12 protein-coding genes are annotated in these 20,648 nt (G+C 45.1%); 3 read left to right on the top strand and 9 right to left on the bottom strand.

Features of this window, described 5'->3' with window-relative positions:
• Positions 1–223: 223 nt before the first annotated feature.
• Complete coding sequence (locus ONB37_01055) at positions 224–406, bottom strand: hypothetical protein (GenBank protein ID MDZ7398728.1); 183 nt, start codon at positions 404–406, stop codon at positions 224–226.
• Positions 407–559: 153 nt separating this feature from the next.
• On the opposite strand from ONB37_01055, the gene ONB37_01050 reads away from it, so the two are divergent.
• Positions 560–988: a helix-turn-helix transcriptional regulator gene (locus ONB37_01050; GenBank protein MDZ7398727.1), complete on the top strand. Its 429-nt coding sequence runs from the start codon at positions 560–562 to the stop codon at positions 986–988.
• Here the strand turns inward: ONB37_01050 and ONB37_01045 are convergent, their stop codons facing one another.
• The 3 genes from ONB37_01045 to ONB37_01035 form a co-directional block, all read right to left on the bottom strand.
• Positions 989–2,107 (bottom strand): hypothetical protein, encoded by a 1,119-nt coding sequence (locus tag ONB37_01045; GenBank protein MDZ7398726.1) that lies wholly within the window; start codon positions 2,105–2,107, stop codon positions 989–991.
• Between the two features lie 412 nt (positions 2,108–2,519).
• Positions 2,520–3,197: a zf-HC2 domain-containing protein gene (locus ONB37_01040; protein MDZ7398725.1), complete on the bottom strand. Its 678-nt coding sequence runs from the start codon at positions 3,195–3,197 to the stop codon at positions 2,520–2,522.
• Positions 3,187–3,792, bottom strand: coding sequence for a sigma-70 family RNA polymerase sigma factor (locus ONB37_01035; GenBank protein ID MDZ7398724.1), 606 nt, complete (start codon positions 3,790–3,792; stop codon positions 3,187–3,189). Before ONB37_01035 ends, ONB37_01040 begins: the two co-directional genes overlap by 11 nt.
• Before the next feature lie 445 nt (positions 3,793–4,237).
• Here ONB37_01035 and ONB37_01030 point away from each other — a divergent pair, with 445 nt between their 5' ends.
• Together ONB37_01030 and pbpC are read left to right on the top strand one after the other, a co-directional pair.
• Positions 4,238–9,697: an MG2 domain-containing protein gene (locus ONB37_01030; GenBank protein MDZ7398723.1), complete on the top strand. Its 5,460-nt coding sequence runs from the start codon at positions 4,238–4,240 to the stop codon at positions 9,695–9,697.
• 406 nt (positions 9,698–10,103) lie between these two features.
• Positions 10,104–12,437, top strand: a complete 2,334-nt coding sequence (gene pbpC / locus ONB37_01025) for a penicillin-binding protein 1C (GenBank protein MDZ7398722.1) — start codon at positions 10,104–10,106, stop codon at positions 12,435–12,437.
• Between the two features lie 429 nt (positions 12,438–12,866).
• Here the strand turns inward: pbpC and ONB37_01020 are convergent, their stop codons facing one another.
• The 5 genes from ONB37_01020 to ONB37_01000 form a co-directional block, all read right to left on the bottom strand.
• The gene (locus tag ONB37_01020) at positions 12,867–15,341 is read right to left on the bottom strand and encodes a M1 family aminopeptidase (protein ID MDZ7398721.1); all 2,475 of its coding nucleotides are present in this window, start codon (positions 15,339–15,341) and stop codon (positions 12,867–12,869) included.
• Between the two features lie 248 nt (positions 15,342–15,589).
• A complete protein-coding gene (locus tag ONB37_01015) occupies positions 15,590–16,753 on the bottom strand; it encodes a diguanylate cyclase (GenBank protein ID MDZ7398720.1) in 1,164 nt (387 codons plus the stop codon).
• A gap of 87 nt (positions 16,754–16,840) precedes the next feature.
• Positions 16,841–17,362, bottom strand: a complete 522-nt coding sequence (locus ONB37_01010; GenBank protein MDZ7398719.1) for a hypothetical protein — start codon at positions 17,360–17,362, stop codon at positions 16,841–16,843.
• A 181-nt stretch (positions 17,363–17,543) separates the two neighbouring features.
• Positions 17,544–19,529, bottom strand: coding sequence for a helix-hairpin-helix domain-containing protein (locus ONB37_01005; protein ID MDZ7398718.1), 1,986 nt, complete (start codon positions 19,527–19,529; stop codon positions 17,544–17,546).
• Positions 19,526–20,638 (bottom strand): helix-hairpin-helix domain-containing protein, encoded by a 1,113-nt coding sequence (locus ONB37_01000; protein ID MDZ7398717.1) that lies wholly within the window; start codon positions 20,636–20,638, stop codon positions 19,526–19,528. Before ONB37_01000 ends, ONB37_01005 begins: the two co-directional genes overlap by 4 nt.
• Positions 20,639–20,648: the final 10 nt, after the last annotated feature.

Genomic DNA, 20,648 nt, shown 5'->3' with positions numbered 1-20,648 from the left:
TTCATCGACGCTAATCATGGAAAGGCTAAGAAACCTAATGTCGATCTCTGGTCACTCATTAATCAACCCCTAAAATCAGTCCAGTGCAGCTCCGAAGGCTTGGCTGCATGGTTATCTCGAATTCTCTGTTTCCTGAGAAATCTATGGAAGAGGCGTGGTTGATTAACCGCGGCGCCGCAATTATAGATTATGCACGGGAGCGTGTTCGCGGATTTTCAGGCCGTCACTTTTTGTTCAATAAGCTCTCATCGATATCACCTGTTGAAGTTTTGAAATCCACACCATGCAATTTCCCATTGATGCGGATACTGAGCAGTATCGATTGTTGCAGGAGTTCTAGTTTTTCATTGATAATGTTCAGCAGTTTTGCGATCTCGGCGAGACGTTGAGCGATATAATTCTCCATTTTTTTCTCCCCGCTCGAAAATAGTTGTTGACAAAAAGTTAGAAAAATATTATTATAATCACGACGGAAAAACGGTATAAATTGTGAGGCAATATAATAAAAATTTATTAAAATGTCAAGATATTTTTTGACAAAAAATAGCTTATTATTACAATGAGACAGGAGATCGGAAAAAGGCTGAGAGCGATTCGGGAGCGGCTGGGGATCACGCAAGCGGAGGTCGGAGAAAAATTGGGGATTCAGTCCCAGCATGTCAGCAAATACGAGCGCGGTGAAACCGTTCCCACCTGGGAGAACCTAATTAAATTAGTAGAACGGTACGATGTGAATATCAACTGGTTGCTCACCGGCAAGGGGAGCATGTTCCTTTCCCCCATCAATTATTCAACCACTGGTGAGAAACAGGGCCTGTCGATCAAGGATTTGGAACTGGATAGCCAGCTTGAAGAAATTATTATTGAGTTGCAGAATGATTCAGACCTGAAGCGGTTGATCTACGACTATATCAAGCATTATCGCCAGCTTCGGCTCACCACGACTCGGTTGCAGGAGAAGATCGATCAGATGAAAAAAAAGTTATGATCAGTAATAGCTAATACTCACCCGCTTCTTGAACTCATCGAAATTGATTTTTTCGCGATTATATAAGTTAATTGCCTCCTTTTGGACCTTGATAATGCTCTTCGAGTATTGGCCCTTGATTGGATTTCCTCGATAACTCAACATAATCTCCACCGATTCGTCTGGCTTAAGCTGTTTCAAACTATAAGCGTAATTCGAGAGGATGTTAATGATTTTCTGCTCGATCTTCTCAACAATTTTATCTGGCTCCTGATCATCCGTTTTCTGTACGGGCAATGGGATTTGTCTTTTGGCTCTTTTAGCATAAATTTCTGCTAAACGTTGATAACGATCAGCTAAATTTTTATAGGAGATCATACCATAAGGGATATCTGCAAAAAAGATGGCGCCGTAGCCTTTCAAATAGTAACCCATTACGTTGGGAGAAACTTGATTCTCGTGTGACAAGGCAGTCTCGATAACATTGGATAAAATGGCCAATTCCTCATCGCTGGATCCAATTCGCTCAAATTTTACACGGCGCGCAAACTCTTCCTCATTGATGCTCTCCTTTTGAAACGCCCGAATATCGTTCATCGTCGCGGTTGCAATGAGCCGTTGTATGCGCTGGTCAGCCATCCCTGGCCACATAAGAAACGGACGATCGATATCGACAATCACGGTGATCTTTTCATCGGATTTATTTTCAATTAACGCCGCTGTCCATGCGCTCAAAAATTTAATGATCTTTGCTCTTAATTTCTCCAACCCAGCTTCCAATTCTCGGTTCGCATTTTCTTGCTTAGTTTTGAAATCAAAATCAAAATCCGCATCGTCTTTCAGCTCATGAAGCAATTCCATCTCTGGGAATACCTCACCAGGGCCAGAGAGCGAATAATTCACATTAAAAATCACCCCATAGTTACTGAAATAATAGCCCTTCGTATCAGATCTCCCGAATAATACGGATCGTTCCCCATCGGGCGAAATCATCCGATCCAGCACAGAGGCGCAGAGTTCAATATCTCTGAGAAACTGCGGATTGAGTCGTGTTGATTGTGCCAATAAAAATACCGGATAGAAAACCAAAATTACACCAAAAATCTTTATGATTTGTTGTGTTCGAATCACCATTTTCATATTTTTCTCCAGTTTGTTGTGAGGTTATCATATGACGAAGTGATGAAATTGCTGAATTATCGTTGCCCTTTTTACCACTGGTATGAGCAAACGCGCTCAACTGGAATTGATCCACTGGGCGATTAGATTCCAGTTCAACAAATCAAGCATCACATGTTCGAATTATCCATTTAGCAACGAATCCACTCACTCCAAACGAATCATGATGCTCCATTTGAACAAATGTATAGAGTTCTACAAAATGATCAAATCTCGAACTTATGACTGTCATTGTTGCTAATGAAAATGGTTTCTTTATCTAAAGTTTCAAAGATCCCATTGTCCCCAGGGGGCTGGCGGCATAACAAAGATATTCCAAATAATTTGAATTTTGCAGAAACAGATCCAATTTGATGAATGACCTTTTAGTATTTTATTTTTGTTGACCGCTGATCAGTCGAATGAATTCATTTAATGATCGATCGGTCCGCTCGATTTTTTTGACAGTTTTTTGTTCGATGTCCTCTAAGCCAAGGCCCACCAGGTGGAGGTCTTCCAATCGTTGTCGTTCGATGTCTTTTTTGAGCTTCAACAGATTGGCTGCGAATTCTTGGCGCTGCCGTGCTTCACTTTGCTGGATGAGCGTAGTCATCAAATAAAAATTCTCCTGTTGTAATCGTTCGATAGTTTGCTGCGTCAGCATCGGATCAACCGTGGAGGGTGGGACGGCTCGCGGCAGTAAGCTGATTCGAAAGGAGAATTCACCAGACCGATAAGAAATCTCGGTGTTGGCAATAGCGAGGACGATGAACGCTATCATGAGCGCAAGCGCAGCTCCCAGCGCGAATCGTGCTAGCCTCCGTCGGGGCACAGAAAGCAACTCTTTCAGCCGTTCCATGAAGGAAATTTTGGGAGCGACCATCACCAGGTGGAAATCGGGATCGGCATCTTCCCATTGCTGCAAAATAGCTGACGTCTGTCGAAGTGCAGCTAATTCCTGGTGGCAAGACCTACAATTGGTGACATGCGCTTCTAACAATTGTCGGTCCTCATCTGCAAGCTCATCATAAAGGTAGTCCATCATTAACGATCTCGATTGTTCACAATTCATAATTTAACACCTCCTCTGTGAGCTGCCATTGCTGCAAAATTTTTCGCAAGCTGTGTAAGCCGTAATACATCCGAGATTTTATGGTATTGAGTGGCTGGTTCAAGGCCTCGGCGATCTCTTTGAATTTTAACCCCTGATATTCTTTCATAATGATCACAACCCGCTGCTCCTCTGGCAGTTGCTGCAGCGCTTTTTGGAGCAACTGGCTCATCTGCTTTCGACTCACATGCGCATCGGGTCCTTTGCTTTCCGATTCGAGCAGTTCGCTCGGCAGTATATGACCATTGTTCTCGCAATTCTCATGGATCAAGTCCAGTGAGATGAAATCGCGACGCCTTTGTTTTTTGATCTCATCTTTGCACAGATTGGCGGCGATTTGATAGATCCAAGATGGGAATTTATCGGGATCTCTCAATTTTCTCAAATTTTTGAATGTTCGAATAAACACTTTCTGCGTCACATCCCGAGCAGATTCTTTATTTCCCAGATAGCGCAACGTGAAATTATAGATCGGCTTTTCCCACCGCCAGATTAGCGCATTGAATCGAGAGCGATCGCCATCCAAAATACTCGCTATTAATTCGCTATCAGTCATGAGCCCTCGCCAGCGTTTCGACATCCCAATTTCTAATGGTTAGACGATCTTTGAAAAAGAAAAGTTTTATATCAACAAAAACTGATGCTCTCTGACCTTGTTTCAAAATGAGCGAGGATGGCAAACCCTCATGATCGCTTGAGCGAGCGATTGATTTGTCTTTTAGAGAATGATTTTATCATAAAAAAATTTACCCAGGTCGCTTTGACTCCCAGCTTGAGCCCCGAACTGCTGCTTGACTTTTCAGAAATATTTCACTATATTTCATCGCCGAAAAATCCTTTTTGGATGAAACTGACAAATCGGTGCAATAATGAAATTGCTGGGCCACATGATCAGGGGGAAGTTAGATGTTATAATTATGAAAAGGCCACAGCGTGCTCTGAGCGATTGTCTAGTTCATTTCTTTGGCCCAACCAAAACCCTTTAACCATGAGGTTAACCCATGAACAGTCCCCAAAATTCCCGTTCCGATCACCCGATAGGCGATCCACTTTCTGCTGATAAAAAATCCTACACGAAATTTTATGTCATTATTGGCATTTTGTCTGCCATTATTTTGCTATTTTTGATCTATGTGCTGGCCATGGGTGGACGAGAATCGGTGATTGTAGAGTCGTTTGCGCCACAGGATGAAGTTCCCCAGACAACTAATTTCACGATTGCTTTTTCAAAAGACGTCGCCGACGACTCGCTATTGAATGTGTGGCTTCCTAAAGCGCCGATCCATTTCAATCCGCCGATTCGGGGAAAATTCCAGTGGATTGAGCGAAATAAAATCCGCTTCTATCCTGAAGCGCCGCTGCTGCCTTCTACGCAGTACGTCGCAGAGATTTCGCCGCGGCTGGTCGCTCAATTTGGTCTATCACTGAAAGGAACTCGGCAGTTTAGATTTTATACGCAGCGATTTCAGGTGAATAGTGCGGCTTTGGCATTCGATTTTATCCCGAATAACGATAAAGTGGCCAATGTCAAAGCGACCGTCGAGTTCAATTATGAGGTCGATCCTGAGGCCGCAGGCCGGCATACCACCATTCAATATCGAGATGGAGAAGTCATACCATTTAAGCTGATGACAACGCAGCCGGGAAGGATCATCGAGCTCGTTGCGGAACGGGTGATGCGCAGCGACAAGGAGAAAGAGATTCAGTTGAAAATCAGTTCTGGCCTCATTCCCATTGCTGGGAAACTGGGATTGGAGCAGGATTTTGTCAGGCCGATTTTGCTGCCACGGCAGCAGGAGCTCAAAGTGGAAAGCGCCCTGGTGCGTTGGGATTCACCGCGATCGGCATATATTCAAATTCAATTCAATCTACCGATTCATAGCGAAAGCGCCAATCAATTCATTCTCATCGAACCTGCGGTCAGGTATCAAGTCAGTGTCCCCCATACTTATTTGGAATTGCGCGGTGATTTTAAAATTGGATCGAGTTATCAGCTCAAGCTGCGCCAAGGACTCCGCGCCATCGATGGCTCTCAGCTTCAAAAGGATTTTTCCACTACCTTGGTATTTCGCAGTGAGGACATCCCACCCCAGTTAGATTTTGTGGGGCAGGGGTTTTATCTCACCAAAAGCGGCAATTTGAACATCGGGCTGGCGACGATCAATGTGGACCGAGTGACCATCGAGATCGATAAGATCTACGCCAATAATTTGGTTTATTTGCTCAGTCAAAATGACTTGGCTAGCGGTTATGATTACTATTGGTACGATACCGAAGCCCTGGGCAAATCCATTTCGCGTTCCGACCTGGTCATCCAAAAGGTTCATAATGAAGAAGTGGTGACACCGATTAATATCAAAGAATTTTTGAAAGAACAACGTGTGGGAATTTTTAATATCACTGCGCGTCTTGCCGAGCGTCGTTGGCAACAAGCGTCCAGATGGGTGCTGGCGACCGATCTGGGGATCATTGCGAAGAAAGCGGGAGAGGACCTCTGGGTGTGGGTGAATTCGTTGACCTCGATTGCGCCGATCCCAAACGCTGAGGTAAAGCTGATCAGCAGAAACAACCAGGAGCTCATCACGGTTCGAACCAATGCTCAGGGATATGCGGTGCTGAATTCCTATCGTCGTTTTGAATCAGAGGGATTACCGCCGTTTTTATTGACCGTAGCGGTTGGGGAAGATTTTTCATTTTTGGAATTGAGCCGGCGGCAGATTGCCACAGCTGATTTCGATGTTGGTGGAGCCGCTTATTTGGAGCATGGCTATGATGCTTACCTTTATAACGAGCGCGGGGTCTATCGGCCTGGGGAAACTGCCCATTTAGCAGCAATTGTTCGGGGTGAAAATTTATCGCTGCCGACGCCTTTTCCAGTCCTTTTTCAGGTGAAAGCTCCAGATGAAAAGATTTTGCTTGAACAGCGGACGAGTTTGAATGCGCAAGGTGGAACGGAATTCTCAGTTCCCATTCCAGATTATGCGATGACTGGCAAATACACCGCCCGATTGATGATTGGTGAGAACGAGGAAATCGGCCGCACGGAATTCAATGTAGAAGAATTTATCCCAGACCGCATCAAGGTGAGCTTGGCGACGATCAGAGATATTTATCGCACTGGGGAAATTATCACCTTGAATGTCGATGCGGTGACGCTGTTCGGGCCGCCTGCGGCAGGACGACGCGTCGAGGCAGATATCGAGATCGAACCATTCTCGTTTTCGCCCGATCAGTGGAAATCCTTTTCATTTCAAGACGATCGCAAGAGCTTCGCTAAAATGCGGACCGATCTTGGGAGCGGGGTGTTGGATGATCAAGGGCAATACCGTTTTCTGTACCAGATCCCTACAGATTTAGAACCACCAGCCGCGCTGCGAGGGATCATCAGCGCTACGGTATTGGAACCAGGAGGGCGAGGCGTCACTGCTTACAAAGGCATCATCATCCATCGTTATCCCACCTATGTTGGTTTGCGGCAAGCCCAGCCAGGCTATGCCGAACCGAATAAAAAGACGCCAATTGAATTTGTGGTCCTGAATAGCGACGGGCAGTTGCTCCCTGGAAGAACCGTGGAGATTAGTTTTTATCGTGTCGTCTGGCATTCAATCCTCAAAAAAGAGGATAACTCGGGCCGTTACCGCTATGTCTCCCAGCAAGTGGACGAATTGATTGAAAAGTTTACCGTCACATCGGAATCGAGCCTCAGCAGCTTTACTGTAATGCCGCGCGATTATGGGCGCTATCGCGTTTTAGCCAGAGAGGTCAGCTCCGGGGCAACCGCTTCGTTAGAGTTTTACGCCAGTGGCTGGGGCTATGCCCCCTGGGCGATGGATCATCCAGATCGGATTCAATTGGATTTGGATAAAGAGTGCTACTTACCTGGTGAGAAGGCTCGTGTTCAGGTGAGGGCTCCTTTTGCTGGAAAGTTGCTTCTTACTGTCGAGCGTGAGAAAATTCTGAGTACCCAAGTGGTCAATCTACCAGAGAACACCGCCACCATCGATATTCCAGTGCTAGAAAATTATAAGCCCAATGTTTATCTCTCAGCTCATCTGATCCGTTCAACTGAATCGCTCGATCGGGATATGCCATCGCGGGCGTTCGGCGTTACTCCATTGATGGTGGACAGTCGGGCGAATCGGTTTGAGCTGGAATTGCGTTGCCCTGATGAAATACGTCCCAATTCCAAATTGTCGCTGGATTGTGAGGTGAAAGGCCAAATGAGTGGTCCAGTTTATCTCACCATTGCCGCCGTGGATGAGGGGATATTACAGTTGACCGATTTTCAAAGCCCAGATGCTCATGCTTATTTCTTTTCGAAAAAACGGCTTGCGGTAGAAACGCATGATGTTTATGGGGCAATTCTGCCAGAGATCAAAGGGACGAAATCCGCTCCATCGGGCGATGTGGAAGCGGCCAGAAAACGCCGCATCACCCCAGTAAGCGTGACGCGGGTCAAACCAGTGGCTTTCTGGTCCGGTATGCTCAAAGCTGATGCCAGAGGTCGAAAAAGTGTCACTTTCAATGTTCCTCAGTTCAATGGCACGCTGCGCATCATGGCTGTAGCGTTTAGCAACAACAAATTCGGAAGTCTCGAACGAAAAATGTTCGTGCGCGAACCGATTGTTTTAACCCCTACATTCCCACGTTTCGTTGCGAGTGGTGACCGATGGGTCGTGCCAGTAAGCTTATATAACGGTACTGGCAAAACGGGCGATTTTGAAGTGACGCTAAATGCGTCTGGCCCAATTCGGATAACCGATCAAGCGACCAAAACCATCACAGTTGAAGCTGGGAAAGAACGAGCGGTTTATTTCGAGCTGCAGGCTGAGCAGAGCATCGGACAACTGCGGTTTAAACTATCTGCCAAAGGCGCTGGCGAATCCACCAGTCTCTCCGAAGAAGTCCCATTACGGCCGCCGGTACCGTTTATCACGAGATCAGGCCAAGGGTCGGTCTCTGAAGCGAAACCTGGGATTTTCACCCTCCCATCCGATTGGATCGCTGGCACCACCGATTTCTCATTATCGCTGTCTGCATTTCCCGCAGTCCGATTTGCCAATAGTTTGCAGTTCTTATTAAGTTATCCCCACGGTTGTATTGAGCAAACGACTTCAAAGGTTTTTCCGTTGCTTTATTTTGATGAGCTGGCGCGGATTGCCGAGCCGGCGCTATTTAAGGCCAATAGCGCTGATTACTTCATTACAGAAGGAATTACGAAGATCGAGAATTTGCAGCAACCCTCGGGAGCTTTCTCTTATTGGCCTCATGGAGAAGATATTAACAATTGGAGCTCGATTTACGCGGCTCATTTTTTGGTCGAGGCCAGAAAAGCAGGCTATGTTGTTTCCGATCGTGTTTATAACCGAATGCTAAAAGCACTTCGTTCTCAGTTGCGCGACTACCAGAGCGATGATGCTTATAGCCTTCAGGCACCAGTGTATGCGCTTTATGTGCTGGCGCTTTCCGGCAACGCTGAGAGGAGCACCATGCTCTATTTCAAAAATAATCTACTGGAGAAACTGGCTGATTATTCACGTTTTCAATTAGCTGGTGCTTATGCATTAGCTGGAGACCTCCAGACAGCTCGTTCATTGTTGCCCAGAACCGTGTTGTTAAATCGGCCCCAGCAATGGGAGAGCGGGGGTAATTTCAATTCGAACACCCGATCCCAGGCCATCATGTTGGACATTTTGGCTGAGGTCGAGCCTTCTAATCCCAACGTGCCCAATTTGGTTCAAAACCTGACGCAATCCGCATCAGAAGCTGGGCGATGGTATACCACCCAGGAAAATGCTTGGGCGTTTCTTGCGTTGGGAAAGATCCTTAAAAAGCAAACTGATGTCAACTTCACTGGAACAGTCTCCATCGATGGTAAATTTTTCACCAAATTTGATACTCAGAACCATCATTTCGCCGATAAAAATTGGGCGGGGAAAACCATAAAGATTGAAATTCAAGGAAAAGGGACCTGTTACTATGGTTGGCGGGCTCATGGCATCCCATTGGGGATGAATATCGAGGAATTCGATCATGATTTGATGGTTCGGCGACATTATTTGAACGAGCAAGGAACCCCTGCCGATTACAGCAGCTTCAGGCAAGGAGAACTGATTATTGGGAAAATTACACTCAAAGCGCTAACGGAATCGCTGGAGAATGTCGCCATTGTCGACATGCTCCCGGCTGGACTTGAGATCGAAAATCCGCGATTCCAATCGCGGCGAGGCGTAGATTGGATCGGCGAACAAACCTGGCAGCCGAAATACATCGATATCCGCGATGATCGACTGATTCTCTATGGGGATGTGCCCTATGGTCGTGAAGTGACTTTTTATTACGGGCTTCGTGCAGTAAGCGAGGGCACTTTTATTTTGCCACCGATTCAAGCTGAGGCCATGTATGCGCCGATGAAGGCATCGATTGCTTCCAGCGGCAGGATCGTCATCGCAAAACCTTAAAATGGCGTTATGTCATTTTCGAGACCGAGATGTAGTGCCTAAGCGAAAACTCACTTTTTTGCCATTTCGATAGCAGGGAGCAATCGGTAACTCCTAACAATCTAACTAGAACCAGATTCCTCACTTTGTTCGAAATGACAATTTCATTTCAAATTTAATGATTTTCGCTCAGGTACGATTTAGATTGCTATGATTTCGGTTTGGTTGGCGCGTTTTGAATCTGAAAAGCTGCTGAGATCAATTTTTCATGATAATAGCCTCTAAATTTATACTGTCACCTTGGTATTATTTGTTAGAACCATAAAAAGATCAATCATTTCATTTTTCGAAGGATTGTCACTTGTCACCTCTATTAGACAACATTGAGGATGGCGGTTAAAAACATTTTTTGGCCGTGCGAGTGTTCATGGGATCTATAAAAAATACCATTTCCAGATTACCTTGGATAGCAAAAACGGGTTTATCCCTGGTGCTGTTAGCTCTGATTTTTACGGGATTATTGTGGATTGTGCCGTTTCCGCACGAAAAGCTGCGGCCGCAGCCATCCACTGTGGTATTAGATCGTCATGGGACGATTCTTCGGGTTTTCCTTTCATCGGATCAGATGTGGCATATTCCAGTGGCTGGTGCGAAAATCTCTCCCCAGTTAAAGCAAGCCATCGTTTGTTATGAGGATCAATATTTTTATTGGCATTTTGGGATAAATCCAATTGCGCTCGTTCGCGCTGCGAAAGCCAATCTCAAAGCTCGTCGAATTGTTCAAGGGGGCTCAACTATCACCATGCAAGTGGCGCGCATGATCGAACCCAAACCAAGGACCATCCGCAACAAATTGATCGAGTTGTTTCGAGCGATGCAACTTGAATTGCGTTATTCCAAAGAAGATATTTTAACTTTTTATTTCAACCTTGCCCCCTATGGAGGAAATATCGTTGGCATTGCTGCCGCTGCGCAGCTCTATTTCAATAAGCGACCAGATCAGCTCAGCCTCGGAGAATTTGCTTTGCTTGCCGCCATTCCCAATTCTCCGACTCGATTACGACCGGATGTGGATAAAAGCGCAACTCGAAACGCTCGAGACAAAGTCCTGCGATTGATGCATCGCGCGGGCAAGATCTCGGCTCCGCAATTGGCCGAGGCATTGGCTGAACCGATCCCCGAAAGACGATACGATTTGCCATTCTTAGCTCCACATCTGTCCACCTATCTTGTTCACAATTATCCGCAATCGAAATTGTTGCAGACGACCATAGATGCGAAGATACAGCAATTAGCGGAAGAGATTCTGCAGGCCCAACTCATGCCATGGCGCCGACAGGGGATCAATAATGGCGCGGTGGTAATCATCGAAAATCAATCGCAACAGGTCTTGGCGCTCGTGGGTGCTGCGGATTTTTTTGATGCGGCTAATCAGGGCCAGGTCAATGGTGCAATGGCGCCGCGCTCCCCTGGTTCTGCTCTGAAACCCTTTATCTATGCCCTGGGGATCGACCATGGCCTCATTGCTCCACAAAGCCGACTCTACGATATTCCTGTCGAATATGCCGGCTACCGGCCAGAAAATTACGATAATACCTACCATGGGTGGGTTTCTGTTACTGAGGCGCTGACCCGATCTCTCAATGTGCCAGCCGTGAATCTTTCAGCCATTTTGGGAGAAGATGGCATTTACTCCTTTCTCAAAAATGCCGGGATAACAACCTTGAAACGCGATCAGGATTATTATGGTTTGTCCTTGATCCTCGGTGGTTGTGAAGTGACCCTATTGGAGCTCACCAATTTGTATGCTGGTTTGGCAAATGGCGGAGTATTTCGTCCTTACCGTCTGCTCAAAGATCAGCCAGAATCCCCTGGCAAACAATTGTTGAGCGAAGGTACTTGTTACATTATCTCTGAAATGATCAGCCAATTGCGTCGCCCAGATCTCCCCGCTTGTTGGGAATTTTCGATGAATTTACCGAAGGTCGCTTGGAAGACCGGGACGTCCTACGGACATCGCGACGCTTGGAGCATTGGCTATACGCCCCATTACACAGTCGGTGTTTGGATGGGAAATTTCGATGGACAAGGGGCGCCAGCCCTCGTCGGTGCTGAAGTTGCTGCCCCAGTATTGTTCGCCCTGTTCACTGCTTTGGAAAACCAGCCAAACACGCGCTGGTTTGTGCAGCCGAACAGTGTAGCGCGGCGCCAGGTGTGTGCAATGAGTGGCATGGCCCTCACCGAAAATTGCCCAGTGGCATGCAGCGAGCTCTACCTCCCCGGCATTTCTCCCAATCTCCCCTGCACCGTGCATCAAATTATTCTGATTGATAAAAAAACTGGTAAACGATTATGCTCATACTGTCGGGCTGGCCGGCAGTATCAGGAACGGATCGTTGAACAATGGCCAGCGGAAATTGCTACATGGATGGAACGTAACGGCTTCCCCATTGAAAAACTTCCAGAGCATTTTCCAGGCTGCACCAAACTGGCCGCGGGGGAGCGCCCCATCATTCGTTCTCCATCCGATAACGCAGAATTCAAAATTAGACCCTCTGTCAATTTGAAATATCAAAAGATTTTGTTAGATGCCTCTGTCTCTAATAGCATCCAAAAGATCTTCTGGTTCTTGGATGGCAAGATGATCTTTTGCGGTGCGCCTACTCAAAAAGTATTCATCACCCCAAAACTTGGGGATCATCACTTGCTTTGCCTGGACGAGGAAGGTCGTTCATCTGAAGTAAAATTTGTAGTCAAATAATTTTTTCCGCACGATGATCAATCCATTCTACCGATACACTCCATTGTGAGATCGAAATTCAGGTTGCATCATTTCCTATCTGAGGACTATTCTGGTTAGATGTTTTCCTCGGTTCGCATTTTCTATGATCCGCCATATTGCTGCCGATTTGAATACAACAAACCAAATTTTATCATTAACAATCGATACGGCACTTTAAAAAAAAATGAGGATGGGAATTGTTCTTCTAAAAATCATCCTGCTATTGGTTCGACCGATGGATAGCACAAGGGCAGCAAAAAAGTTCAGTAATTTCGATAAAGAGGCAAACCAGTATCTCGAAAAAACCGCTCAGGTTAGTTGGCATTCTTCGCCAAACAGGTCATGTTCATCGAGGATATCTCAAAGCAGAGCTATAATAAAATAAGCGAACAACGAGCAAAAAATACCTCAATTTTTCATGTGCCATTCGATTTTTTCGATCGCATTTTTTACGCGACGCCGGATATCATCTGGCAATGGCTGTTCAGCTAATTGTTTGAGGGCAGCTAACGCTTTAGATGATCGAAATTGACCCAACGCATCAATGGCCTTTTTCTTAATAAAGTTGTTGGGATCATTTAAAAGCTGGATGGTCACGGCCTCGGCTTGGGGATCGGTTCCGCCGAGCTCTTTGAGCATGCTGATGGCATTAAGCCGAATGTCTTCATTCTGACTGCGATCAGCAGCAAACCGGATGGCAATCGGAATTGCGCGTTCATCTTTTAATTGGCGCAATGCATGCAAAGCAGCGCTGCGGACGCTTTGATTGTGCGATTCCATGTCCACCAATTTGCTGAACAGAAAGAAGCTGCTATCGTCAGGTACATTTGAGAGTGAATAAATGGCCTCAGCCACCACTTTATAGCTGGCGTCCTGATCAGCAATCCTTCGCAGCACAGGATTTAAAGCCCGATCATAATAGAATCCCAAAGCAGCCACCGCTGCCGATCGCACTTGGGGATGGGGATCTGCGCAGGCAGAAATGAGCGCCGACTTGAATCGATCGCCATGGGGCTTGATATGGTCAATCAAAAATAAGGCGGCTTGTTTTCTGACCGCCCAAAACGGGTCGCAAAGCAGGCAATGCGTCACTGTTGTGATGGTTTGGAGCGTATCAAAAGTTGCTTTTTCCAGCGCTTTCAGAGCCTCGAGACGAGCGGCAACATGTCGGTCATTGAGCAATTGATAGATCCATTCTTGCTGCGATTTGATAAATGTCACTTCTTTCAGCAGGTAATTCGCGGTATCGAAACGGATTAGAACTGGTCTCTCGCGGAACGAAAAGCTGAACGTGTCTTCCCTTGCCTCCAGAAAAATTCGATGGGTTTGCCGTCCTCTGTCTCCGATGATTTCCACGTCGACTGGAGCCTTAAAAACAACTGGTATCAGTCCCAAAGAATCTGATTGTTGTTGTGTGACATAAAGCTGAAGCTGTTTTCTCTCTGGAAGCCATGCGCTGCTGATTTTTAACTTTGGATGCCCACCATGGTAACACCATTGATCGAAGAACCAATCAAGCTTTTGACCACTCACTTGCTCAACCACGCTTTGAAAATCTGCGGTGACGGCTGTTTGAAATTTAAAGCGATCTAAATAAGTTTTCAAGCTTGAAAAAAATGATGAATCGCCGATGGTATACCGCAACATGTGCAAAACCAGCCCAGCTTTTTGATATTCGATATAATTGAACATTTCTTCTGGATGCAGATAAGCATCGAATACGATCGGCTGGTGAAATTTTTTATCGATCATTTCGAAATAAAATTGCTCGTCATTATAAATGGCGAACTGAGCCTCGTCGTTCCCTGCGTCGAATTCTTTGAATAATATTTCCGCATAAGTCGCCATTCCCTCTTGAAGCCACAAGTGACTCCAATCATGACAAGTGACAAGGTTGCCGAACCACTGATGCGCCAGTTCATGGGCTACCAGATCATCATTATTATCGTCCAAGTGGGCACGATCGTCATGAATGATGCGATCATCGAACGAAGTGGCACTGGTATGCTCCATCCCAGCAGCAGCATAACGAGCAATGATAATCTGAGCATATTTATCCCATGGATAAGGATGTCCGAATTTGCGCTCGAAAAATTCGATCATCTTCTGGGTCTTACCAAAGCTGTTTGTAGCCAAACTTTCCTGACCAGGATAAACGTAATAATACAGAGGAACTTGCTTGGAATTCTCCCTGATTTCAGAATAAACGCCAGCAACGATTGAAACCAAATAGCTCACATGAGGCTTATCCTGTAGCCAATGATAGGTTAGTGTATGATCCTGAGGATTATGTTTGACACCGACCAGCCTTCCGTTGGAGAGCACAAAAAAACTATCCGCTACCGTAGCGATGACTTCACTGGTCATTTTATCATCTGGTTCGTCATAGCAAGGAAACCAGTAGCGGGCATCGATGGGTTCTGAGTGCGAATAGATTTGTTGCGGAACATTGGGTTTTTCCGCCGAGGGAGCATTAAAATAGAGCCCTTTTTTCGGCCTTGCGAAATAGTCGATGGTAATTGTTATTGTATCCTCGATCCCAATCGGATGAGGGAAGGTAATTGCTACCGTCTCTGAATCCGATGTAAAGTGCAGAGCAATTTGATCGGCCAGTGAAACCGAATAAATCTCCAGATCGGCCGCATGAAATGCTAGTGAGGTGAGATGATGGTGCAGTGGGACGATGGTGATTTTCGTCTTGCCCAATAGTGAGCGCTGATGATGATCAATTTTTAAGTGCAATTGGATATGTTGAGTGTCATAATTTCTTTGAAATGAAGGCCGGTAGATTGCGAGCGCAGAGGTCGCCGCTAAAGAAAAGAACAACAGGGCAATAGAATAGACTCGGGCACTACAAGATTTCGCGATGCGAACATCTTTCATTTCGACCAATCACAATCGTTTGCGGACTGTTCAAAGAATGACGCGAGACGTTGGACACTCAGAAAGAAGTGTTTGATTAAAAGCAATATCATTCCCACGGTGCAGCAAGTCAGATGCGGCTGCAGGATACTGCCTATGATGACAGTCTGAGCTCGGCTAAAGCGACAATCGTTCAACTTCACCACCAAGGATTAGCTATGACCGGAGGCAAAGTGTCTTGAGCCAGCAACGCGAGTTCGCAGCGGTCGTCATTTAGCAATGGCCATAGTTTTCGGCTCTAAATGCAGAATGTTTGACGAATTGTATGGCATCATCGCAGCATGGTAGGCGACGACCCGATTGCGGCCTTCCTCTTTGGCTCGATAGAGTGCCCGATCGGCAAACTCGAGTAGTTCGCGGGGATTCGTGGAGTCCTCTGGCAACGTAGCGAGCCCAATCGAGATTGTTAGATTCTTATTGGGCTGATATTGCTCTTTTGGAAAATGCCGCAGTTCTACCGTTCGTCGCAGTTTCTCCGCCACCTGATCTGCATGGACCTTATCGATCTCCGGGAGCAGGATTACGAATTCCTCTCCACCATAACGAGCGACAATATCAGCTTTGCGAAGGTTCGATTCTATCAGATAAGCAACCTTTTTCAATACGTCATCGCCCAAAAGATGGCCGTTGATATCATTATAGTTTTTGAAATAGTCAATGTCAACCAAAAGAATCGATAAAGGCCGTCGATATCGTTTTGCGCGCAATACTTCACGCTCGAACCTTTGATTGAAATAACGCCGATTGTAAAGTCCGGTCAGATCATCGGTGATTGAAAGCTCCTTGGTATGCTGAAATAACAAAGATTTATCCACTACTTTTGCGAGCTCCAGGGCGATTCTTTTGAAGAATTCGCGCTCCTCTATAGCGAAGGCATCGATATTTCGGCGTTGCAAACTGAGAACTCCTAGAGGATGATTTTTCCGAATCAAGATCGGAATGGCCAAAAATGAACCAGTCATTTGGATTGTTTTAAAGAACTGGTAATGATTTGCCTTAGAAATATCTGGGATGTAGATCGTTTGTTCTGTGGCTAAAGCCTCACCTAAGATATCCTCTCCGAATTTCACAGGTGGCAGCTCTTCAATTTTTCTTGCAAGTCCGAAATAGGACTGCAAACTTAAGCTGCTCAAGTTCTCATCCAATATAAAAATCCCAAAAAAATCGACCTTCAGTTTTTTCTGAAACAAGCTCCGAATTGACTTCAATATTTCGGGCAAATCCAAACTCCGAGTTAGCGTCAAGCTGATCAGATAAAGGGAATTGAGCTCTGCTAATCGATTTTTCAGATCCTGGTTACTCGATGTCAGATCAGCACATTTTTGTTGAAGCTCTGCAATTTGGTTTTTTAAGCTGTCAAAAGTTTCTGCCATGAAACCCGATTCTCCATGTTTACCAATGGCAAGATGTCCAAACATTTTAGAAAAGAGCAACAGCAATTGCAGAGTTTCAGTATGGCCTCAAGCATCAACCGTCTCGGCCGTTGATCTATTTTTCAGATAATGCAAGAGTTTTTTATATTTGCTGCTCAAACTAAGGTCGGCCGGGGTTCTGAAATAGAAATTATAGAAAGGCTCGCGCTTTTCATGATCAAAACAAATTTTCAATGAAGCTCTGCTTTTGAGACATAGATAAGTACTAGGCAGATCGAATTCGTTGTTTAAGTCGATAACTATGTCGCAGGCTGTTGCTACCACTTTTTTTACGATTTCTTTTTTAGGGAGCCCCCAAAAATTTACATCAGTCTCAGATACAAATATTATGCCATAGTCTTGGTCGCCATTGAGCAAGCTCCGATACTGGGGTTTCATGACAAATATGAGGCGAGCAGGCGCAAAATCCTTCACCATTGTAGCCATAAATCTGCGAGCGATGCCAAAGTCATCCAACTTTTTAGGCATAATCACAATCACCGATTTTGCTCCAGAAAGCGTTCCAAAGATGTCGACAACCGGTTGGGGCTTACCATACCGGGCTGTCATTTTCAAAAATGCAATTAAGATTTTCTCCATGGCATGAAATTAGATTAATTTTGCAGTTGATATTTAGTTTATTGAACCCACAATATAAAGCAATAAAACATCTAAGTCAAGGCTAAAATTTAGGACGCAAAATATAGGATAAAGATAAAATATGGATTATTGGATTACATTCCCTGTTGGCTTACCATCGAATTTCTATTTGGAAATTCATGAAAATTTCTGATTCAGAAGTATTTTTAGCAGACTTTGAGTTGGTGGATGTTTGCGGATTATATTGGGTGGATGCCAGCTTTGCAGAGATATGCAAAAACTCATACGGTTCCCAAAGTAGCCGCATGTAGTGCCTGGTACCGATCCCATAGAGCATCTGATTTGTTAATATTCCAACGACGTCATGCTCAAATTGATAGAGCCGACTTTCGTAGCTGTCAGTGTCGAACCATCCGAGGCGCGTTGCCAGATGAAGATTGTCTCTAAACCGAATGAGAATATCTTGATATAGGAGCAGTCCATTGAATTTTTGAGCATAATTGAGTGACATTGGTCCGAGATTACGATACGCAACCCATTTTTTCTCCAGGCGACCGCGAAGCGTAACGTGATTATCTATTTGAACTTCCAATTGGGTTCTGCCTCGATGCTCGACCTTAGGAAGTATCTGCTGAGTTTTGCTGATTTGGTGATCTTTCTGTTCAAAGCGGTATTGTGTGGTCAGCTTTACATGTTTCATCAGCCGATATTCGGCTTGCAACAGAGCATCTTTGCCGCTGCTGGGCATAGAGATGAGATAGTTTCGCCAGGGGAAACTGAATTGATCGAAATAAAAGGTGAATTTCAGGGTTGAGGAGGGGGCAAACTGCAAGCCCCAAAAAATTCCTCGCTCATTTTGCGGATAACCGCCCTGTTCACTGAAACTATGACCATGAAGATTGATGAATTGCTTGGAATAATTCCGATAAGAGACGATCAGTTCCAGAGGTTTCATCTGGAATAACACTCCAGAGATCAGGGCAGTGGCTTGGCTTTGGGACCGCGCACATTCACCAAACCAATGGAAGTGATTCCAGGTCAGTTGAAAATCAACTCCAGCAACAAAATTGCAACTGCCTTGGAGGGCAAACCGATACTGATTGTTATCGCGCATGGCGATCGCGGGAGAATACGTCGAGCGATAGAGAGTAGTCCCGAGGGCGAGATGAGCTGTTGGTTTGATTGCCAATCGTGCGCCCGACAGTCGTTCGAGGAGCTGATCTTTTTTCGCAATCTCGTTAGGAGTGCGGTGAAGGCCTGTATTATAAAAATTTTTAATTTTTCCTTCGCTATTCAAGCCGGCGTCTAATTTATTATTCGACAGAAACAAAAACAACTGGTAAATTTTAAAACAAAGTTTCGCTGAAACGCCATAAAGTGAAGCATTTTCGTCCACCAAAGTATATTCGATTAAATCTCGGCTGCGTTGGATCGCCCAATGGTTGGCAGCGCTTCCCTTATAAAATCCGTAAGGATTTCCAAAAATCAAGCCTTGACCAAATTCGAGACGATAATTGCCCAAAATTAGCTTATGCCCAGTGGAGCGATTGTGATAGCTGAGAAAATAGAGCATCAAATCATCGAACTTTCGTTCGCCGCTGTCTTTTTCTAATAATAGACCAGCGCGAATTTTATTTCCATAGGCGAAATCAAGTCGCTGATAAATTTTATTGGGTGATACAACTGTCGCGCTGTCTTCAGTTTCAGACGAAGCGCCAATTTTTCGGCTCAATCGGCTTTTCAAATTCAATGACCATTGATGATCTATCCGTTGAGATCCCACCGTCAAATACTTTGATAAAATTGGCACCAAAGTAGGGTCAATAAGATCGATCTGAGAAAGTTCGGTCAGGGAATGGAATGCTCCAATTTTATGTCGATACTGAACGATTGCTCGTGCTTGAATAGGATTCAGCAAAGGAAATCGAGCTAATTGCTCTTCTGTGGCGTCGTTCAAATTAATTGGACGCTTTTCAAATTCCTTTAGCAATTCAAGCAAATCGGCAGGATCGGAATAGGCGGAATAGTTTTCCAACCATGGTTCGAGGTTGGTCTCCTGGGCGTGCGCTGATGCTAAACATGAAAGATAAAGCAAGCAAAGCCAGTAGATTAATTTTTTAAAGGAAGTACCTTTCAATTTTGGTCCAGCGTAAGATAAGGTTTTAGTTTTTCCAACTTCGATTTACTAATACCTTTCACATGAGATAATTCTTCGATGCTATTAAATTGCCCAACCTGAAGGCGGTACTCTACAATCCGGCGTGCCAATTTAGGCCCAATCCCAGGTAACTGTTGCCAGCTCTTCTCATCGGCTGTATTGATGTTTATTTTAATTGTAATCTCGTTTTGTGAGCTGGGTTTTAACGGCTCAACAGGGGTTACAGATACTGGTTTCGATTTGGTTTGTACCTGCAATGATACATGATGGCTTAAGCCCAGTATTTGATGAGTGGTCATTGCATAATCGACTGTGAAGCGAGAAAAAAAGAAACCGATGCCACAAGCAAACTGGGTTGGCTCACTAACGATTCCAGTTCGCAACGCCAAGCGATTTAGCAGCCGATATTCGATACCCAGCCTAAGTTCAAGCGGGAAATTGACGTCTTTAAAAATATCGATATTGAGCACCAGATCATTGCATGGCACATAGCTAAAGCCAGAACAAATGGTTTGAGGAAGTTGATCTTTGCTAGCACCCATGCGAGCGCGGGTAATATTGGTAGCAAAAAATCCCCAGCTAAGGTGATCGTTCAGCTTCGCCAGAAAACCGCCATCAAACGCCAAAGAAAAATCTGAACCGTAACCAGTAATTTGTAGTTTCATGTAATGTAGATTGATCCCATAGAAAAAGTTATTGCGAAAAGGACGAGCAAGTGCAAGGATGAATGACTGTTCGCTGTAAAGCTCATTACCAAAATGAAGGCAGCCCAGAGCGACATTGGCCGGAGGTGTAGCCGCCATGGCGACAATAGAGCCATAGTTTAGTTCTTTCAACCCAAATGGCCGTGTGTAATAGATCGATGAAGCAAATCCTTTCAATTGGGCCAGACCACTGCTATTAATAAAAATAGCTTCTGGCGTATTGGCAAGGCCTACATAGGCTAACCCTAGCCCTTGAACTCTGGCGCTGCTGCCTTTTAATTCAAAGCTTGCATCTACCGTAGAGGAAAAGAATAATAGAAAGCACTGAATAATGACAAAAGTCTGTTTTTGGGGAGCAGGAGAAATTATTTGCTTGACTTTCATAATAGCAGAT

The organism is candidate division KSB1 bacterium (assembly GCA_034506395.1).
GTDB lineage: Bacteria > Zhuqueibacterota > Zhuqueibacteria > Thermofontimicrobiales > Thermofontimicrobiaceae > Thermofontimicrobium.
This window is presented reverse-complemented; position numbering and strand designations above follow the sequence as displayed.